At 37.3% G+C, this 18596-nt stretch carries 22 protein-coding genes and 1 riboswitch; of the genes, 5 read left to right on the top strand and 17 right to left on the bottom strand.

Annotated elements, in window-relative coordinates; genetic code table 11:
• Positions 1 to 108 precede the first annotated feature (108 nt).
• From queE to AC2VNP_RS12760, 5 genes are all read right to left on the bottom strand, one after another.
• Positions 109 to 843 (bottom strand): 7-carboxy-7-deazaguanine synthase QueE, encoded by a 735-nt coding sequence (gene queE / locus AC2VNP_RS12780; RefSeq protein WP_486917696.1) that lies wholly within the window; start codon positions 841 to 843, stop codon positions 109 to 111.
• On the bottom strand, positions 833 to 1279 hold the full coding sequence (gene queD / locus AC2VNP_RS12775; RefSeq protein WP_486917695.1) for a 6-carboxytetrahydropterin synthase QueD: 447 nt from the start codon (positions 1277 to 1279) through the stop codon (positions 833 to 835). Before queD ends, queE begins: the two co-directional genes overlap by 11 nt.
• Entirely contained in the window at positions 1280 to 1942 is a 663-nt protein-coding gene (gene queC, locus AC2VNP_RS12770; protein ID WP_486917694.1) for a 7-cyano-7-deazaguanine synthase QueC, read from the bottom strand.
• Between the two features lie 52 nt (positions 1943 to 1994).
• Positions 1995 to 2039, bottom strand: a riboswitch (PreQ1 riboswitch).
• Between the two features lie 99 nt (positions 2040 to 2138).
• Entirely contained in the window at positions 2139 to 2363 is a 225-nt protein-coding gene (locus AC2VNP_RS12765) for a hypothetical protein (RefSeq protein ID WP_486917693.1), read from the bottom strand.
• 16 nt (positions 2364 to 2379) lie between these two features.
• Positions 2380 to 3120, bottom strand: a complete 741-nt coding sequence (locus tag AC2VNP_RS12760; RefSeq protein WP_486917692.1) for a class I SAM-dependent methyltransferase — start codon at positions 3118 to 3120, stop codon at positions 2380 to 2382.
• Positions 3121 to 3473: 353 nt separating this feature from the next.
• Between AC2VNP_RS12760 and AC2VNP_RS12755 the strand changes: the two genes are divergently transcribed.
• Entirely contained in the window at positions 3474 to 3605 is a 132-nt protein-coding gene (locus AC2VNP_RS12755; RefSeq protein WP_486917691.1) for a hypothetical protein, read from the top strand.
• Between the two features lie 308 nt (positions 3606 to 3913).
• On the opposite strand, the gene AC2VNP_RS12750 is transcribed toward AC2VNP_RS12755, so the two are convergent.
• A complete protein-coding gene (locus AC2VNP_RS12750) occupies positions 3914 to 4795 on the bottom strand; it encodes a helix-turn-helix domain-containing protein (RefSeq protein WP_486917690.1) in 882 nt (293 codons plus the stop codon).
• A gap of 176 nt (positions 4796 to 4971) precedes the next feature.
• Between AC2VNP_RS12750 and AC2VNP_RS12745 the strand changes: the two genes are divergently transcribed.
• Positions 4972 to 5946, top strand: coding sequence for a S8 family peptidase (locus AC2VNP_RS12745; RefSeq protein WP_486917689.1), 975 nt, complete (start codon positions 4972 to 4974; stop codon positions 5944 to 5946).
• A gap of 50 nt (positions 5947 to 5996) precedes the next feature.
• On the opposite strand, the gene AC2VNP_RS12740 is transcribed toward AC2VNP_RS12745, so the two are convergent.
• Together AC2VNP_RS12740 and AC2VNP_RS12735 are read right to left on the bottom strand one after the other, a co-directional pair.
• Entirely contained in the window at positions 5997 to 6203 is a 207-nt protein-coding gene (locus AC2VNP_RS12740; protein ID WP_486917688.1) for a hypothetical protein, read from the bottom strand.
• Between the two features lie 121 nt (positions 6204 to 6324).
• Positions 6325 to 6960 (bottom strand): CAP domain-containing protein, encoded by a 636-nt coding sequence (locus tag AC2VNP_RS12735; protein WP_486917687.1) that lies wholly within the window; start codon positions 6958 to 6960, stop codon positions 6325 to 6327.
• A gap of 152 nt (positions 6961 to 7112) precedes the next feature.
• On the opposite strand from AC2VNP_RS12735, the gene AC2VNP_RS12730 reads away from it, so the two are divergent.
• Entirely contained in the window at positions 7113 to 7583 is a 471-nt protein-coding gene (locus AC2VNP_RS12730; RefSeq protein ID WP_486917686.1) for a hypothetical protein, read from the top strand.
• 50 nt (positions 7584 to 7633) lie between these two features.
• Here AC2VNP_RS12730 and AC2VNP_RS12725 read toward each other — a convergent pair whose 3' ends face one another.
• Positions 7634 to 7831: a DUF2187 family protein gene (locus tag AC2VNP_RS12725; protein ID WP_275120215.1), complete on the bottom strand. Its 198-nt coding sequence runs from the start codon at positions 7829 to 7831 to the stop codon at positions 7634 to 7636.
• A gap of 243 nt (positions 7832 to 8074) precedes the next feature.
• Between AC2VNP_RS12725 and kapB the strand changes: the two genes are divergently transcribed.
• A complete protein-coding gene (gene kapB / locus AC2VNP_RS12720) occupies positions 8075 to 8458 on the top strand; it encodes a kinase-associated lipoprotein KapB (RefSeq protein ID WP_486917685.1) in 384 nt (127 codons plus the stop codon).
• Between the two features lie 59 nt (positions 8459 to 8517).
• Here the strand turns inward: kapB and AC2VNP_RS12715 are convergent, their stop codons facing one another.
• Both AC2VNP_RS12715 and AC2VNP_RS12710 read right to left on the bottom strand, forming a co-directional pair.
• On the bottom strand, positions 8518 to 10017 hold the full coding sequence (locus AC2VNP_RS12715) for an amidase family protein (RefSeq protein ID WP_486917684.1): 1500 nt from the start codon (positions 10015 to 10017) through the stop codon (positions 8518 to 8520).
• 230 nt (positions 10018 to 10247) lie between these two features.
• Positions 10248 to 11795, bottom strand: coding sequence for an FAD-dependent oxidoreductase (locus tag AC2VNP_RS12710; protein ID WP_486917683.1), 1548 nt, complete (start codon positions 11793 to 11795; stop codon positions 10248 to 10250).
• 334 nt (positions 11796 to 12129) lie between these two features.
• Between AC2VNP_RS12710 and AC2VNP_RS12705 the strand changes: the two genes are divergently transcribed.
• On the top strand, positions 12130 to 12489 hold the full coding sequence (locus tag AC2VNP_RS12705) for a hypothetical protein (RefSeq protein WP_486917682.1): 360 nt from the start codon (positions 12130 to 12132) through the stop codon (positions 12487 to 12489).
• Between the two features lie 134 nt (positions 12490 to 12623).
• On the opposite strand, the gene AC2VNP_RS12700 is transcribed toward AC2VNP_RS12705, so the two are convergent.
• The 6 genes from AC2VNP_RS12700 to AC2VNP_RS12675 all read right to left on the bottom strand — a co-directional run bounded on the left by AC2VNP_RS12700 (position 12624) and on the right by AC2VNP_RS12675 (position 18250).
• Positions 12624 to 13130 (bottom strand): ferritin, encoded by a 507-nt coding sequence (locus AC2VNP_RS12700; protein ID WP_486917681.1) that lies wholly within the window; start codon positions 13128 to 13130, stop codon positions 12624 to 12626.
• 191 nt (positions 13131 to 13321) lie between these two features.
• On the bottom strand, positions 13322 to 14536 hold the full coding sequence (locus tag AC2VNP_RS12695) for a GAF domain-containing SpoIIE family protein phosphatase (protein WP_486917680.1): 1215 nt from the start codon (positions 14534 to 14536) through the stop codon (positions 13322 to 13324).
• Between the two features lie 321 nt (positions 14537 to 14857).
• Complete coding sequence (locus tag AC2VNP_RS12690) at positions 14858 to 15007, bottom strand: hypothetical protein (protein WP_486917679.1); 150 nt, start codon at positions 15005 to 15007, stop codon at positions 14858 to 14860.
• 242 nt (positions 15008 to 15249) lie between these two features.
• Entirely contained in the window at positions 15250 to 16296 is a 1047-nt protein-coding gene (locus tag AC2VNP_RS12685; protein WP_486917678.1) for a DUF4179 domain-containing protein, read from the bottom strand.
• A complete protein-coding gene (locus AC2VNP_RS12680) occupies positions 16289 to 16816 on the bottom strand; it encodes an RNA polymerase sigma factor (RefSeq protein WP_486917677.1) in 528 nt (175 codons plus the stop codon). The genes AC2VNP_RS12685 and AC2VNP_RS12680 overlap by 8 nt, the downstream gene beginning before the upstream one ends.
• A 207-nt stretch (positions 16817 to 17023) precedes the next feature.
• The gene (locus AC2VNP_RS12675; RefSeq protein ID WP_486917676.1) at positions 17024 to 18250 is read right to left on the bottom strand and encodes an MFS transporter; all 1227 of its coding nucleotides are present in this window, start codon (positions 18248 to 18250) and stop codon (positions 17024 to 17026) included.
• Between the last annotated feature and the right edge of the window lie 346 nt (positions 18251 to 18596).

Genomic DNA, 18596 nt, shown 5'->3' with positions numbered 1-18596 from the left:
GAAAGTGTGAACTACTAAGAACTTCAATCAAATAGAAATGAATTACAGGTCCTGTGTACACACAAAAATAAACGCACAAGAGTATATGGATACTCTCATGCGTTATCATTAAACCCCACGTTTATTCCCCCATAATAAGGTATGGAGCTGCGGTAACACTTTTACTTTGTTCAACTCTTTGGAAGCAATCACTTTTTCGATTAATTGCTCGTAACTTTCAATAAGCTTTTTCATTAGTTCGATTGGTTCGATATCTTGTAAGTCTTCATTCCCGACTTGTAGAAAGAATGGAATCTCCTTATATCGTAAATGGACGTTTTTTGCATAGTTAAGATCGTCATCATTAAATACGACTACTTTTAAACTCACGTAATCTTCCAGTCTATGACTTTTCTTTAACCGATCAATGATCTCATCAAGAACTTCAAAGTTCGTTTCCATTCCTGAACTTGGCGGTTTCGGTGATATCGTTAAGTCGTCAACCTTCGTAAACCAATCTTGCCATTTACTTCCTTGTGTTTCTAACCCAATTTGGATGTGGTTTCTTTGAAGAATATCTATTAATTGATCAATAGAAGCATATAAAGCGGGATTTCCACCTGAAATCGTGACATGATCAAATCGTTCACCACCGATATTTTTCAGTTCAGCGTATATTTGATCTGCGCTCATTTGTTGAATTTGGTCTTTTGCCGACCCATCCCAAGTAAAAGCAGAATCACACCATGAACACCGGTAATCACACCCTGCTGTTCGAACAAACATCGTTTTACGGCCGACAACCATACCTTCACCTTGAATTGTAGGTCCAAAGATTTCAATTACAGGAATTTTATTGCTCATCAAAATCACCTTTTTTCGGTCGATACACAACATAGCTCGTCGGAGTTTCTCGAACAACGACTTGAATACATTTCGGTTTATTCGACAATTGATCCAGGTAGCTTTGAATGTTCTCCCAAATCGTCCGTGCTACAACTTCAGTTGTCGGAAAATGCTCCGACTGTTGATCGTTAAAGTCTTCGGTGAAGTCATTAAGAACTGTGTGGTCATAACGACCGTGGACTAATTTTTTGATCAATTGAAAGTTCACGAGAAAACCACTGTCATTTAACGTATCACCAGCTACTGTAACATTCACAAAATACGTATGTCCGTGAACGTTTTTACACTTACCAGCTTCATCATGAGGAATAAAATGAGCTGCCGAGAAATTGAAATCTTTATTTAATTCATAACGGTAATCGTGTGGGACTTGCGGATAAAACTGTTGTATCATCTAAGGTCGCTCCTCTCTCATCTGCAAAAACTCCTCATACCCCTTCAATCGTAACTCACATGCAGGACATTCGCCGCAACCATCACCAATGATCCCGTTATAACACGTTAACGTTTTCGTTCGAACAAACTCTAGTGCACCTAGATCATCAGCAAGTTTCCATGTTTCGGCTTTATTAAGCCACATCAACGGAGTGTGAATGACAAATTGTTGGTCCATCGATAAGTTAAGCGAAACATTCAGTGACTTAACAAAAGCATCACGACAGTCAGGATATCCACTAAAATCGGTTTCACAAACGCCAGTTATAATATGTTTTGCGTTAACTTGACTAGCTAAGATCCCAGCAAACGATAAAAAGATTAAGTTCCTGCCTGGAACAAAAGTAGACGGGAGATCACCATTTTCTCCTGCTTTTACTTCTATATCATCCCGAGTTAATGCACTCGGTGCTAATTGATTTAATAATGACATATCAAGGACATGATGTTTTACACCTAATTCTTCTGAAATCGCCTTGGCGCATTCTATTTCATCATCATGGCGCTGATTATAATCAAAAGTTACAGTTTCTACTTCTTTGAATTGTTTTAATGCCCAAAATAAACAAGTGGTACTATCTTGACCACCACTAAACACAACGATTGCTTTTTCATTTTTCATCAATGTTAAAACTCCTTTACAAACGAAAAAACAGCACCTCTAAGAAGTCCTGTTCTTCTTAGTTTTTTATAGAGGGTTGAGCTAGAACCTCTACCGACCATCCAAGACGTCCGGAATTTCTATTGAACTATTTTTATTATATTATCATAGAAATTACAACATTACTATTATACTCTTTCTTCAGCAGAATACAACCTTAATGACTCATTTTATTCTGATAGAAGTTACCGACGAGGAAACTGCATATGAGACCTATGATAAACGACAATACGGAACCTCCTGCCGTAAATCCAGTTGGTGTCTCCTCGTAAAAACTAAACATCAAAGATTGAATTTCAAACAAATATCCTATTCCAATAAAAAAACCACTTACCAAAAAGAAAGTTAAGAGAGCTACTAGCACCGTTTTAGTAACCATCATTACACCCCCTTCTAAACTACTTTGTACATACCCACATCACTTTTTGTAGATGAACTTGTTGCCTGTTTATCCAAGTTAAGTTGTCATTGTCAATCAGTTCATAAATTTTCTCCCGATTTTTTTCCGATGGTTTGGCACGGTCAATCCACTCATTGACGTCCATAGATGAAGTCCACGTATTATAACAGTCTACATCTGTAAACCCAACATCGTGAAAAAGTTTTTCCCACTTCTTTAAAGAAATACATTCATGGTGAGAAGGATCTCGTAACTTTTCAATTGTATTGATCCTGTTTTGCCTCTCGCTGTTCTCGGGTATATAATTATCGACAATGATAAGAGCTCCCTCATTGGCTAAAACTCGATGCATTTCTTTTATTGCTTGTTTTAAATTCGGAAAATGATGAGCCGCAATACGACACGTTACAATATCAAAGTCATCATTATCAAAAGGCAGCTTTTCAACATCGCCTATTGCAAACGAAATATTGTCGCACCCATTTTTCTTTGCTTGTCTTTCAGCTAATTTGAGCATATTTGGCGTCAAATCAACAGCTACAACTTCACCAACTAGTTTACTTAGTAAAAGTGCCGTATGACCTGCACCTGTTGCAACATCTAACGCTATTTCACGTTTCCTTCTGCTCACAACTTCTCCGATCCATTTTAAATCTTTTCCTTTTGCATGAACATTACTTGTTAAATATCCATCTGATGTTTCATTAAATTGACGAATGACACGCTCTTTCTCATCCATGTTTATCCTCCTCGTTTTCTGATTGTGTTAGATTTTATTATTGTTAATATGTATTTGTGAACTCAGAGTTTGAAACAGAAGTATTACAAAACATTCAATTTTTAATATTTTTACGAATAAAAACGTTCAATACTAAATTTACATAAGAGTTTTTTCAACTATAAAAGAAAGATTGTAGGAATTCGTCAAAAAAAATCAATATATTTATATCTCATTTCATTTCGAAGAGCTAACTCTCGTAAAAGATACATAACCACGGGATAAGCCTAGGAGAATTAAAATACAGAAAATTCTGAAATACGATATATTGAACATAGAATAGAATACACCTATTTATAAAGGAGGAATGGAAAGTGAAAAAGTTCTTACTTCATTGCATTGCGAGCTTAGCAATTCTAGTCGGATTAACTGGCTTTAATTACACAGGTGCAGAACTAGATTCTACTCCAATTAAAGTTCAAGAGGATTTACCTCATCGTCACTAAAGCACCAAGGGTCTATGGTTGACTTCGACCGCCTTACTAACTAACGAGGAATATCAAACAAAGACTAGTAGATAAATTATTTTGAGAAGTCAACCTATACTATAAAAAGGGAGTTCTTAAAAGGTATGAAAGATGTCGTCTACAATCCCATGATGAACAGCCAATAATCCCCCCGTAGAAAGGGGTGATAACAGTGGATGCAATGACGGTATTCTTAGCAACCGGTGTATTTTTATTAACTCTTGTAAACCTAGTCATTCTTCTAATTGAGAAAATAAAAAAATGATCGTTGTGGGGTGGTTTGCTGTTCATCCAACATTCGTATAAGTGATAATTTCATTTCTGACAATCGTTGCAAATGGTTCGTTTCCTTCTAATTCAAATATCATTTTGGCTTTCTCTAAGTACTGTATTCCTTTTTGTATATGATCTAAGCCAATCAAATTCTTTCCCTTTTGAAAGTGTAACTCACCGAATAGACACATGATTTCGTGTTCGATGCATAACTTAATTCCTCGGTTGACTTGATCTAAGGAACGTTGATAGTCACGGTTTGTTGTTAGCGTCTTCGCATAATTGTATAAAATTCTTATTTTTATACTTTTATCTTGGACAACCGGTCGCTTTTTTAGATGAAACAGTGCCATTTCATAATGCGAGATGGAATTCTTAAAATCACTAATTTCACTGTAGATAATCGCGATGCTCGTTAAGATCTCAATTTGCCTCTCCGAAAAATTCTTAGATGTTGTATCGGTATGTTCAACAGCTCCTTTTAGCATCTCAAGAGACTGATTAGCATCCCCGTGAATATAAAATAAACAAATCGCTTGATGCCATAGCATAAATTGTTGATTTACCTTCGTTTGAAATAAAGGGTTGGGCATCTCACGCTCAATCATCTGCGAAACTGTTCTGTAATTACGCTTTCTAATTTCTTGGCGGATTTGGAAGAACACTTCTTGCACATAATCTAATCGTGGACAATCCGTTATATCAAAAAAATAATTAATATCCACTCCAAATCGGTTAGCTATCTTATAAAGCACATCTGCAGACGGCGAAACATCCCCACATTCAATTTGACTGATCAGAGATTGAGTACAAATTCCTTCGGCTAATTCTTTTTGAGACAGGCGCAAATAATTCCTTAACTCTCTAATGGCCTTTCCAACTTGTATCGTTTCCATATTCACCACCAACAGCTTTATTTTCATTTTACTAACGATACAAAGGATAAACAATCAGCCAATGGTAATTTTGTTTATTTAAGTGTAAAAATGTTATCCAAACTATTAACTACCAAATGCTAAAATTTGTTTCCTTATACGTTCAATCACCAATTGACATGAAAAGGAGGAGTTCTATGAGTTCTGAAGTTCGTTTAATTCCATATCAAGTAGAAGAAGTTTCTGCATATGCAGAAGAAAAAGTTCCAAAGGGAGTTATCATGGTTGAAGCCCCGCAAATATGGGATACGGAACAAGGAGATCACATTGTTATTGCGGTATTAGATACTGGCTGTCAAATGAACCATCCTGATTTACAAGATCGAATTATTGATGGATTTAATTTCACAACCGATTTTCGCGGTGATCCAGAAAACTTTGCAGATAACAACGGACACGGCACACATGTGGCAGGAACAATAGCTGCCTCTTTAAATAATGGAGGCGTCGTAGGAGTTGCGCCTAAAGCTGACCTCTTAATATTGAAAGTTCTTTCAGGTACTGGTGGTGGAAAATACGATTGGATCATTAACGCCATTCATTACGCCATTCATTGGGAGGGGAGCAACGGTGAAAAAGTTCGAGTCATTTCAATGTCACTAGGCGGACCTCACGATATTCCATTGCTCCACGAAGCGATAAAAGAAGCAGTTCGCCATGACATTATGGTTGTATGTGCTGCTGGAAATGACGGTGATGGAAAAGAAGATACACTCCAGCGAGCTTACCCAGGTTACTATCCTGAGGTTGTTCAAGTTGGTGCCGTCGATTTCAACCGTAATTTAGCTTCCTTTACGAATACAAACGATGAAATTGACTTAGTCGCACCAGGCATTAACATCCTTTCAACATATCATGATAGTAACTATGCTCGATTATCCGGTACCTCCATGGCTACTCCTCACGTTACAGGTGCGATCGCCCTTTTAATTAATATTTGCGAAAGAGAATTTGGGCGAAAGCTAACAGAACCAGAAATTTATGCACAATTAATTCGGCGTACGGTTCCACTAGGATTTAGTAAATGCGCTGAAGGCAATGGTTTACTTTCACTATATTCCGCCACTCAATCGTTAAATAACTTATTCAGTTCGGATCATCAAACCGCCTAATACAAAAGACAACCACAGGAGTGGTTGTCTTTTGTATTATTATTTGTATTTTAGAATTTAAAATTACCGGTTTTATTTTTCTTAAGTTGTCCTCGTTCTACTAACATCTCTAATATCTTCTTTGTGACGAGTGTGTTATTACTTGTATCTTTGAGTTGCGGGTTACTCGCTTTTAACTTCTTAGCAGCCCCTTCGTAAGAAATTGCCCTCTTCGATTCCTTGACCATTTCAAGTAATTGATTCGTATAACTTTTCATTACATCACCCTTTCAAAGTAATCTAAGCGTAACACAGTTTTGAAAAAATAGGAAATTTCCGACTTTTTTTAAAAGTAAATAGAGACTAATCTATGTTAGGATTAGCCTCTCATCCATTATATTATCTTGCTTGAATAAACATTTGCACCCATGCACCGTGATAGAAACCTACCCCAATTGTGTCAAAGTTAGGGTTAAGGATATTTTGACGGTGACCTGGTGAATTCATCCATGCATTCATTACTTCTTGTGGTGTTCTTTGTCCTTTTGCGATATTTTCTCCAGCTGAACGATAGCTGACTCCAAATGTTCTTAACATATCAAAAGGTGAACCGTAGTTCGGACTGTTATGTGCAAAGTAATTCGAGTTAATTAAGTCTTCCGCTTTTTTGTGGGCAACATGTTTTACATCCGCTCGGTGCTGAAGTGGTCTTAAGCCATTTTTTTGTCTTTCCTGATTAACGAGCGCTGCCACTTGATCTTCGAATGCACTATGATGAGCCGCGTCAGGTTTTAAACGAATAACTTCACCGACGTGCATATTTCTTGGCTCTACATCAGGATTAAGTCTCATTAATTCACGGTAATCTAACCCATAACGCTGGGCGATAAACCAGAATGTATCACCGCGTGAAACTTTGTAGTGCGAGAACGGGGGTTCTTTAAACATTTTAATTTGTGCGTCCGCGGAAGGTTGTACAGAAAAAAGTGAAGCCATAAGTACAACTGCAACGAGAACAAACTGTAATCGTTTCATAAGTAGTGGTACCTCCATATAAGTATTTTTCAAAATTAAGTTTCTCTTTTTTGTTAGAAACCATACATCATTTGTGGCTTCTTCCTGTTTTTTTATAATAAGGAAATGGATATGCTATAATGGATAAACTACATATAAAATTTGGAGGCACTATGTTAACCTTTGAAGAAAAATTAGCTATTATTGAGTCATTTGATGAATTAAGAAGAAAAGATGTTTCACTTGGACGAGTGAACTTTCAGTACGAGGAAAGCAAGAGCGACAAGAAAAATGTTGTCTACCATCTTCATCCTAATGGGAATGGATTTGTATATATTGGAAAAGTGAAAGGCTACTCTACCGATCAAAAAGGAATGGTCAATATTCGTGATTTCACATCTGATGAATTGAAGGATATTCTTGAGCAATCCATCACTATCCTTAGTAGTGAACCAAATATGGAAGAGGAATTATCTGTTGATGCTCCCGAAGAAACATGGATCAATCGTGATAAACAGACATTGACCCTTATATTAGAAGATGATTTGTGGAATGTGTATGCCGGTTTAAACTTAGATGGGACCTTCAATTCTTATGGTGAGGCAACTGCGTATTTAGATGAAGAAGGGTTTAAGCGATTATAAAATGCAAAAAAGCAGCAACGCCATTGTACGTTGCTGCTTTAATCGTTGAATTATGATTTCACTTCATATTTACTATGATTAATTACTGTTCGAGCCAAGTTTCCATTCTTTTCTTTTCTGTTTAACTCAACGGCTACCGAATTCGTATAAACAGCAATTACTTTTGCTTGCTCACCCTTTTCTGTCCCCTTATTAATTTGGATGATATCACCAATATTAACATGTGGTTCTTGTTGTTCCTCTGTCATTTTAATTTCCCCCTTTTTTTAAAGTATTTCCCCTTTATTTGTAAACATTCTGCCCACACGATGAATAAAAAAGCGATAGATTAAAGTACATCTACTATCACTTTTGTTAAAATATAACATTATCCTTTAGTAACAGCTCGTTCATACTAAGGGTATTATGAGATTTAGGTCTGTTATGTATTCTTCGAACAAAGCCCTTAGATATGATATCATTAGTAAAAAAGAAAGAAAAGGTGTTTGTGTATGGAAAATCAATTAGAAATGGGCCAAAAGGTCACAGGTATTTATAAAACAGGCAAATACATCGGAGAAATTACGAACATCAGACCCTCACAGTACGTTGTAAGAGTCTTAGCCGTTCTTAAGCATCCTGATCAAGGTGACTTACATAATCCAAAAGAAACAGATGTTACCTTGTTTCACGAACGCAGAGCATTAGCCCACCGAGAGCAAACGAATATTCCTGCGGTGTATGTCAAACCTTATGATGGTGAAATTCCTGCTTACGAAGATTCCCTAAAGGAAGCTTTAAAAAAGCAATATACAAAGCTTGAAGAAGATGGTAGTGACTGGGCCAAGAAATCGATGGAAATGCTCGATTCATTAAAAAAAGATTATTTTAAATAAGATCTATATCTTCATAAAGCTATTTGGATCAACTGACAAACCACGTTCAGTCTGTCCAATTAGCTTTTTTCTTTCATCAACTGTCCAACATTGATCCACATATCGGTTTGTTCCAATTCTCCTGCTAATTGATATAGAAGGTCTTCTTTTCCTCTTGCTGCTATAAATTGAACTCCACATGGTAACCCGTCCTTCGTCATATGCAATGGTACTGTCATCGCAGGTTGGCCCGTTAGATTGGCAAGTTGAGTAAAAGGCGTCCGCATTAAGCTTTGCTCAGCAATCTGATCGACCATACCTGTCTTCTTTATCAAACCACCTAAGCCAATCGAGCCAATGGCATTAATTAATAACTTTTCCATCGGTTTTGGTTCAAGTTCACCAATTTTTGCAGGCGGAAATGCAGTTGTTGGAGTCACGTATAAATCATACGTTTCATGGAACGCTTCCATTGCAAATGCAGCCTTATCCCATTCTCTTAAGCTTAACACGAACTCTTCTGCAGTCGTTGCTCGACCGAGTAAACCTAATAACCAGGTCTGGGGTTCTACGTCACTACTTTTAGCTTTGCGTCCTAAAACGTCTTCTAATGACGAAAGAGTTGCAGCCACTTCGCCAAAATACATCGTTAAATAGCCAGTTGCAATTTTCTTACCATCAACTGGAGCCCCCTGTTCTTCAACAAAATGCCCCATCTGTTCAAAATGTTTTACTGTCTTTAAGACTGCGTCTTTACACTCTGAGTGAACCTCGGTCCCTAAAGGAGATTCTGTTGTGAACGCAATTTTAAGTTTTTTTTCAACCGGTCGATTGACACAATCTAGGTAGCTTCCGTCAAAAGGTGGTGCATAAAAGGCAGCTCCTTTTTCCAATCCATGTACCTCATCTAGCATCGCAGCACTGTCACGTACCGATTTTGTTAATACATGATCAGAAGATGCTCCTTGCCAATGTCTTCCGAATATCGGCCCAGCCGGTGTACGTCCTCTCGTCGGCTTCAGCCCAAACAGACCACAATAAGCCCCAGGAATGCGAATGGATCCGCCACCATCATTGGCGCCTGCCATAGGGACCATCCCTGCTGCAACAGCTGCTCCTGAACCGCCACTTGAGCCACCTGGGGTATAGTTTAAATTCCATGGGTTTCTTGTTGGACCATGATAGGCGGGCTCTGTAATTCCCATTAATGCAAATTCTGGTGTATTTGTTACGCCTAAAAAAACAGCTCCTGTATTTCGAACTCGTCTCACAAATTCATTATCTTTTTTCGCACGGTATGACCCGAATGCTTTTGAACCAGAAGTTATCGGTTCACCTTCAATTTCTTGCGTTATATCTTTTAGAAGCATTGGTACTCCCGCAAATCGTCCAGTCCACTCATTACTTTCTATCGCTAACTCAGCTTGTTCATACATTTTATGGATAACTGCATTTAATGCAGAATTTTGCTCTTCGATTACTTGTATCGCTTCTTCTAATAGCTCTTTTGGTTGAACTTGCTTTGTTTTTACAAGATCAGCCATCCCTAGAGCATCGTTATTTTTATAGATGTCAGACATTCAATCACCCCTGTATATTTGTCATTTTCCATCAGCCTTTACTTTGCCTTGACTCTGTTTATGCCAAAAACGATCCAAAACTACAGTGTATGCGTCTGTATGACTTTTTTACCTTTTTGTTAGATAAGTGATTTCGACGTCTCTATCTAAATTCCCTTTTTCACACGCCAAAACAAAAAACACAATCGCTAGACTGTGTTTTTTTGCTTCTTTCGTTATTTACTTTATTTTTATTCATCAACTGCTAGTTTCTTTAATGGTTGATCAGCCGGTCCTTCAATCACATCACCCTCAATGGAGAACCTAGAACCATGACACGGACAATCCCATGTGCGGTCTCCATCATTCCATTCAACTTCACAACCCATATGCGTACATGTTGTATCGACACAGTGAAGCTTCCCATCTTCATCACGATAAGCACCTGCTTTTTTGCCATCGACTTTTACATGCGTGCCTTCTCCCTTTTTTACGTCTTCAGGGAACTTGTCGACACGTTCTATCTTACCTTTCACTAACTCAACAGCGACATCGGCATTCTTTTTCACGAGTTCCTTAATGCTCGGGTCTGCATTGAAACGTGATGGTGTAAAAATGTCTTCGTACAGATGTCTCCCTTCTAAAATTAAATCTTTTAACATCATGGCTGCAGCTGTACTGTTAGTCATTCCCCATTTACGATACCCTGTTGCGACGAGGATGTTTTCTTTTGTTGATGTAATTGGCCCGACATACGGAACTTTATCCAACGTGTATAAATCTTGAGCAGACCAACGATAACGAATGTCCGTTACTCCTAATACGTCCTTTCCAAACTGTGCAAGTGCTTCATAGTGTTTGATCGTATTGACACCTTTACCTGTTTTATGTCCATCTCCACTTAATAGCAGAAGCTCTTCATTACCAATTGGCGTTGAGCGAACAGATCGAGTCGGCGATTCAGAGGTGATGTACATTCCTCCAGGGTACGGCTGTTCCGATTTTATAGCAACGATATATGACCGTTCAGGGTGCATTCTTGCAAAGTAAAAACCCATTCCATCATAAAAAGGAAAATGTGAGCAAGAAACAGCATATTTACATGCAATGTACTGCCCATTTCTCGTTATGATTTTGGGCTGATCTTCTTCCTCAATATTTACAGCAGTTGTATTTTCGTAGATCTGTCCTCCAGCTTTTTGAATTTCTTCAACAAGTGGCAGCAAGTATTTAATCGGGTGAAACTGAGCTTGGTTTCTCATCACTAGTGCTTTTTTCATTGGGAGCTGTAAAGGCATCGAATCTAAGAGCTCCCCTGGGATTCCAAGTTGTTCGTAAGCTTTCGCTTCTTTCTCCAATTTGTTTAGTTCCTGCTCGGAATTTGTGTATATGTATGCATCTTGTTCCTTAAAGTCACAATCAATCTTTAAAGAGTCAACAGTATTTTTAATAAATGCAAGGGCTTGCTCATTGGCATGGTAGTATAATTTCGTTTTTTCTTCACCAAAGTGCCCGATGAACTCATCATAGATGACACCGTGTTGTGCTGTAATTTTCGCTGTCGTATGTCCAGTTGTTCCATTAAGTATCACGCCAGCATCAATTAAGGCTACTTTTAACCCGGCTTGACTTAATAAATATGCTAGTGTAATTCCTGTAATTCCTGCTCCTACTATTCCTACGTCTGCAGATATATTTTCTTTTAACGGTGAAAAAGATGGGAAATTGATTTCGTCACGCCAATACGGTTCTGGAAATCTCGGTAATTGGTGATTGTTATTTTCAAAATTCATTGTCATGTTCTTCCTCCACATTCTGTTTTTTCTAGTTTCCCTCGTTAGATGGAAAATATGTGAAGGTTATCTTAGTTACTGGTCAATCTTTCTCATTTCTAGTGAAGTTCGAGTCGTGTTTTACATATCTGGCTGTTTTTCGCATACTTGATTGCTTTTCAAAAGCTTCACGTTTTGCCAGAAAAGAAAAAGGATCCGTTTGGCTTACAGTTTAAAAGGAATAGACTCAATCATGGAGGAAAAAGAAAACACATAAGTTCTTAATGGGGAAATTACCATTGAGATGTATTAATATAAGAACTATAAAGTAAAATGAAAGACATCTAGATAGGGGGAAAGGATGAAAGAATTAATTTTTGTTTACCATGCAAAGAGCGGGTTATGGAATGGCGTACTGGACTCGATTCATAAATGGACTTCTCCTAATACTTACCCATGTCACCTATGCGCGATTACGTACGGTACGGTTAGTATGAAGCGAAGGTGGAAAAAGTATATTCAGTCACTTCCACTTCCTGTTATATTTTATCATTTAGATGATCTCCCCAAAGGGTTGCCAACTGTTGAATATCCGTGTGCGCTATTGCGAAATCAGAATGATGCTGAACTTTTCATCAAAAAAAGAGAGTTAGAAAATTGCCAGGATGTTGAAGATTTAATTTCACTGGTTAATAAAAAATTGAAGCATCCAATCGAATAAGGTCAAAAAAAAGCTGCCTTATCGTTATAAACTAGCACCAATCGCAACGATGACTACTTTAAATAAGTAGGACCACCTTTGTAGTTGGGTTGGGCTAATCACTCATAAGACAGCTTTTACAATATATATGACTCTTAGTTTTCTTCAGGCGTAAACGTTCGTCTCGAAAATTCATCATCTAACATGAATAAGGCATTATTATCATTTTGAATTCGTTTCAATTTTTCAATAATATTATCAAACATCGCTTCTTCTTCTACTTGCTCATCTAAGAAGAATTTTAAAAATTGTATCGTTGCATGCTCACGCTCGTCCATTGCAATATCTGAAAGTTTATAAATGTTTTTTGTCACTAATTGTTCATGGGCATAGCCTGCTTTATAGACATCTAATATGGTATCAAAATCATTTTTCGGTGTCTCATATCCAGTAATAATGGCGCGCTTTCCGCGATCGTTAATGTAGTTGTAAAATTTCATCGCGTGAAAACGTTCTTCTTCAGCTTGAACTAAGAAGAAGTTCGCAAAGCCATCTAAGCTTTGTGCTGAACACCAAGCAGCCATTGCCATATATGTATGTGCCGATTCAAACTCAAAATTCATTTGTTCATTTAATGCATTTAACAGTTTATCACTTAACATCCCATCGCCTCCTATATATACTAATGTTACATGATGTTTCTGTTGTTTACAAGAAATCAACAAAACCTAAAAATCAGATAGAGAATGAGATTCTCCATCTGATTTTTATGACCTCTTTTAGACTAGTCACATATAGCTTTTGAGCCGTTAGTCTTGCAGATGCTTAACTTTTCACTAAAATAAAACAGCATTTATATTTTAGCAGCGACCTCTTGTTTTGGTGAAATCATCACAACACAAATATCGTCGCTATACTCTTCTCCACCAGAAATAAATTGACGCATTAACTGTAGAAACGACTCGTTATTTTCTTTTGAGCGAGTGTAATAACTCATAATCGTGTCAATTCCTTTTTCTCCATCAACACGAAATTCGTCAGTCAATCCATCTGTATATAATAGTAAATCCCAACTTCCACGCAGTTCAATTACCCCGCAATGATTAGGAAGATCTTTAAAGATCCCAAGCGGCATCGAGCCCCGATCTAATGACTGAATTCCAGTTCGATCAATTAAAAGACCTGGCGGGTGACCTGCATTCATATACTCAATTCGTTGCTTATTCGTATCAATTAATGTATATATCCCCGTAACAAAAGTGAACAATTCCTCATCACCTTCAAATAGGTCCAGTAACATTCGATTGAGTTCGCTTAATACTTGATAAGGTTTCACCCGATCCATCATAATTTTCTTGAGTGTTGGTATAATTCCCATTCCAATTAAAGCGGAAGATACCCCGTGACCCATCACATCCAATACAATAGAACCATATACTCCATCTTCAAGCTCATACCACGCACAAAGGTCTCCAGATAAATAATGAGACGGGACATAAATGCTGTCAATGGAGAGCTTCTCATCTTCTAAACGTTTCATTAACGTAGAACTTTGGATCTTTCTTGAAAGTTGAAGTTCTCTTTTCGTTTGAATTTCATATTTTTTTAATTGTACGAAATATTCTTCTAGTTGCAATGTACTGGCTAGTAAACTAGCAAATGTCTCAAGTTTTGAAATATGACTCTCATTTATAACATTAGGTTCTGGGTCCATTGCACACAAAGTTCCAAACGTTTGCCCGTTCTCAAGAATGATAGGTACCCCTAAATAAGAACCAATCGTAAATAAGGATGTAACTGGCATATGTTTTACTAGTTCTGATCGAGAGGTATCCTCTATTAGTAGCGGTTTATGATGAGTAACGACCATATTACAATAAGATTCATTTAGTGGTGCATTAAAGGTAGATGGAACCGTACAGCCGCCTTCTTTATTAAACACTTTTAATATAATGAACCGTTCATTTTTTGTACTTGCTATAAAAAATGTTTTTGCTGGAATAGTTTCACTCATTAGTTGAAAGACATTTTGTCCTGTTTTTTCAAAGTTTGCTAATTCCGACGCCATGAAATCCTCCATATATTATCTTGAATTTGTATATTAACTATAGTATAAATTGTAAAATATTTATAGGCGTTTCGATGGTTTTTTTATTGGTAAGGAACTTTATTCCTTATTTACTAGTTATAAATTCCGTAAATTTCATTGAGAAAAGTAGAGAAACGATGACAAGAATAAATAAAATGAATAAAGATAACAGGTTGGCAAGACCATCAATTGGGGTATAAGCATTGGAAATGGAACGATATAACTGAAATGAAAAAAAGCATGTCACTAAAAAAGCAAAGTAAAAAATAACTGAACTCCTTCTCACATGTACACCTTCCTTTAAAAAATATAGACGATAAGGAGTACTACCCCTGCCGTCAATGCAGGCATACACCCACATCCAGTGCAGCCAAGCGAGCCAATGTTCATTGCTTTCATCTTTTCTTCTTTTGTAAACGTCACATGTTCCTGTTTCTCTTTTTCCATCATAATCACTGCCTGGTTATTTTTGTTTGAATATTATAAAAATACTCATTGAAATTATATTACTACAAATGGAAAATTATTTGTATTTTATTTATGTAAACTTTAACTTAACGTTTAACCATACCATTTAATGTCATTAATACCCTTTTCATGAAACTAATCGGCATAAAATAAAAAGCACAGGGAGTTTAAAATGTCCCTTACAAAGGGTACACTTTAGTTAACCCGTGCTTTTTCCTGACTTTTTATTCACCAAATTCTAAGACTACATCTAAAACAACTTCTTCATTTAACGCCTTGCTGTCCATTGCATTGCTTTCTTCTTTCACATTCATAAACTTATTAACTTGCAGGCGAATTCCTTTATCTTGCCCATTCGACAACACCCTGAAAACTTTATTTTTTTCACCCCCGCCTATATAAAGCCATTCGTAAGCCTCTCCTTCTAAATCAAGCACCTTTAACTGATACAACTCGTATTCTTTTATTGGAGAGACCCACGGGTAGTCAAAAGAATAATATACTTCAATAGTAACAGGGGTTTGAACTACTTTTTCTATATAAAATTCATACTGCTCGTCAACAAGATACGTTTCGTCCACAATAAACGAGCTTACACCCTCGATTGCAGGTATTTCATCGATCAAAAATTCCCATTCCCCTGCGTATTCTCCTCCTCGGTAAACCGTAATATTTATATCCTCTAGCTGATTGACTTCACCTACAAATGAAGAACCAAATACCCCTGCAACCTTCGTTTTGGAAAGTTGCCTCGTCGGTTTACCTCCAAGCATATGATAATATTCGCCACGGTCACCTACAAAAAAACGCGACTCTTTTAATGCTAGATCTTCTTCAGAAACAGCAGCAAGATCAATAGGTTGGGGATGGGATTCAATAAAACTGAAATAAAGCCTCGTACCGTCGAACATCGCTTCTGTAATTTCTATCGTGATGTCGTTACTCGTTGCTGATAGGTTCATAGGAAACGTTAATCCTTCTTTACTCAGCTGCTCGAGCCCCCCCTCGCCTACTAACTGAAAAATACTTTCTTTTAGCGAATCTTCCTGAACTCCTTGTGGGACAACAGACTGGAACATCGGCATTGAAATAATCGCCATTAAAAAGAAAGCAGCAGCGACACCGAACATTACCTTGTAATTCTTTGGCGGTCGTTTTTTCCGTTCTGGCAGGGAATTAAGGGTTTTATTCATACGATCAACGACTGAAGCCGGTGGCTCTTTCACGTTTTGTCGTAACCGTTCTGACAGTTGTTTATCCAAATTATTCATTAGTCGAACACCTCTTTTCGTTCGTTTCTAGTAAAGGCAATAATTTCTTTCTTGCTCGATGCAATCTGCTTTTCACTGTTCCTTCAGCTATATTTAATACCTCACTCATTTCGTTAATCGTCCATTGTTCTATATAAAAAAGAACGATGACTACTCGTAAATCTTCTGGAAGTTGTTGAATGACTTCTTCTAATTCAAAGTCAGTAGTCATCGTTTCAGTAACCGCTTCTCGGTTCCACTCTGTTAACTCTACGACACGTTTACGCTCACGAACAATAGAATAACTTTCATTCATGACAATTCTCATCAACCATGTTTTAAAAAATTTCGGTTCTCTTAACGTTGTTATTTTTTCATACGCTTTCGTGATGGCTTCTGATAGAGCGTCCTCGCAAGCCTCTTTTGAATGGACAATCGTTAGTGCCATACGGTACATGCTGTTACGATGTTGTTCAATTAACTGGACAAATGCTTCTTTATCTCCTTGTTGAGCTCTTTTGACGACTTTTATCTCATTCATTTTGTCCCTCCTTTCTTTCTATACGTTAGATGAGAAACCCCGCAATCTGGTTCACAAAAAAATTAAATAATAAAAAAAGAGCCGTCTCATTCAAAAATGCATTCTACTCATCTCTGCGGTAGCACCAATTAGTCAGGTTACCTAAGATGATAGGACACTTTTATGAGACAGCCCACAACCTTTTATTTATAAAACAAATGTACTTTATTAAGATGCTTTTTTCGTCTCTAGTACTTTCTTTCCTCGTATAACAAAGCTAATAGCAAATGCCATGACAATGAAGGTAACCGTTATTAAGGAGCCGTGCAAAAGCCATACCATTTGTGGCATCGTCATGTTGGAAAGGATGAATGGTGCAATAAGGAAACCGCCTGCAAAACCGAGTGATTTTAACAACATACCAACTCCAAAGATCCGCCCTCGTATATGATTTTCTGTTCGTTGCAAGATCGTTGCATGCAACGTATTAAATGAAGCATCAAAAATTCCAGTGAAAAAGGCAAAGATCATGATCACCCATAGATTTAAACCTGATAAAAAGATAATAAATCCAGTAGACATCAAAATAGCTGATATAAAGCATGTAAAATAGATTTTTTGGTCTTTGATCCACGGCAATTTAGGGAGTGTAAACGTTGCTAAAATAGAACCTAACCCCCATACCGCCCAAATCATACCGTAATAAAAGCTTTGCCTCAATGGGTCTAGTGTTTCAGCTAACAATGGAATCCCCATATTATGAGAACTCCCTGCAAATGCACTAACAAGAAATACAATATTAACAAACATTAACATCGGCGCGACTAATAGATAAGAATACACTTCTTTAAGATCGACCCAGACTGATTTTAATTTTTCTTTAACTCCGCTGGCCACCTCTAACGTTCGAGTCGATGGAGACTCCCATTTAATTCGTAAAAGAACCAGTCCCGCAATTAAGTATAAGGTCGCGTCAATAAATAACGTTAATTTATAACCAAGAAAATCTGTAATGAGCGCGGCAGCTAAGAAACCTGCGACTAGAGCAAATGACGTTAATCTTGCAACTAACGCATTGGTTGGAAGGGTGTTCTTTTCACCAAATATTTGTGGAATTTCCGCACTAAAACTTACCATATAACTACTATTCACAAACCCTATTAAAAACGATGCAATAATAATCATAGTAGGATCAGGAAAAGGAATGAGTGCAAATATAATACCTGCTCGTAAAAAGTTACTAATGATCATAATCTTTCTACGGTTAAAACGATCCGCTAGAATACCTGAAAAAAGACTCGACAACACTCCGCCAATCGTCCGAGCGGCCATCGTTGCTGCGAGCCAAGCCGTACTTCCAGTTGCTATGTAAATAATAACGTTTAACACGATTAAATCCATAAACATACCAAAATCAGATAAAGCTTTCGTATACAAAATCATTTTGCGATTCATGTTGCAACCTCTTATTCTGTTTTTATTTTATTTTTATTGTAATCTGGTAATAAGTATTTCGCAATACGAAATTTCAGGAATATAGAAGGATGTTTCGTAAACTTTGTTATTAGTGATCGGTTTGTTTTTGGGCTTATACATCATAGAAGGAAATATTAGGGGGGGCAGTTGCCAAAACTGCTCTTTGGCGTGCACTTTTGGAATATACTAGAAGAATTTAGTTAGTAAACGGACGTTTCGTGTGCGCTATTGGGATATACTAGGAGTATCTGGTTGGCATACGGCCTTTTCGTGTGCGCTGTTGGGATATACTAGGAGAATTCGGTTGGCATACGGCCTTTTCGTG

The sequence above is a fragment of the Alkalihalobacterium sp. TH-98 genome (genome assembly GCF_057473385.1).
The sequence above is the reverse complement of the archived record's forward strand: the minus strand, read 5'-3'. Positions and strand labels throughout refer to the sequence as shown.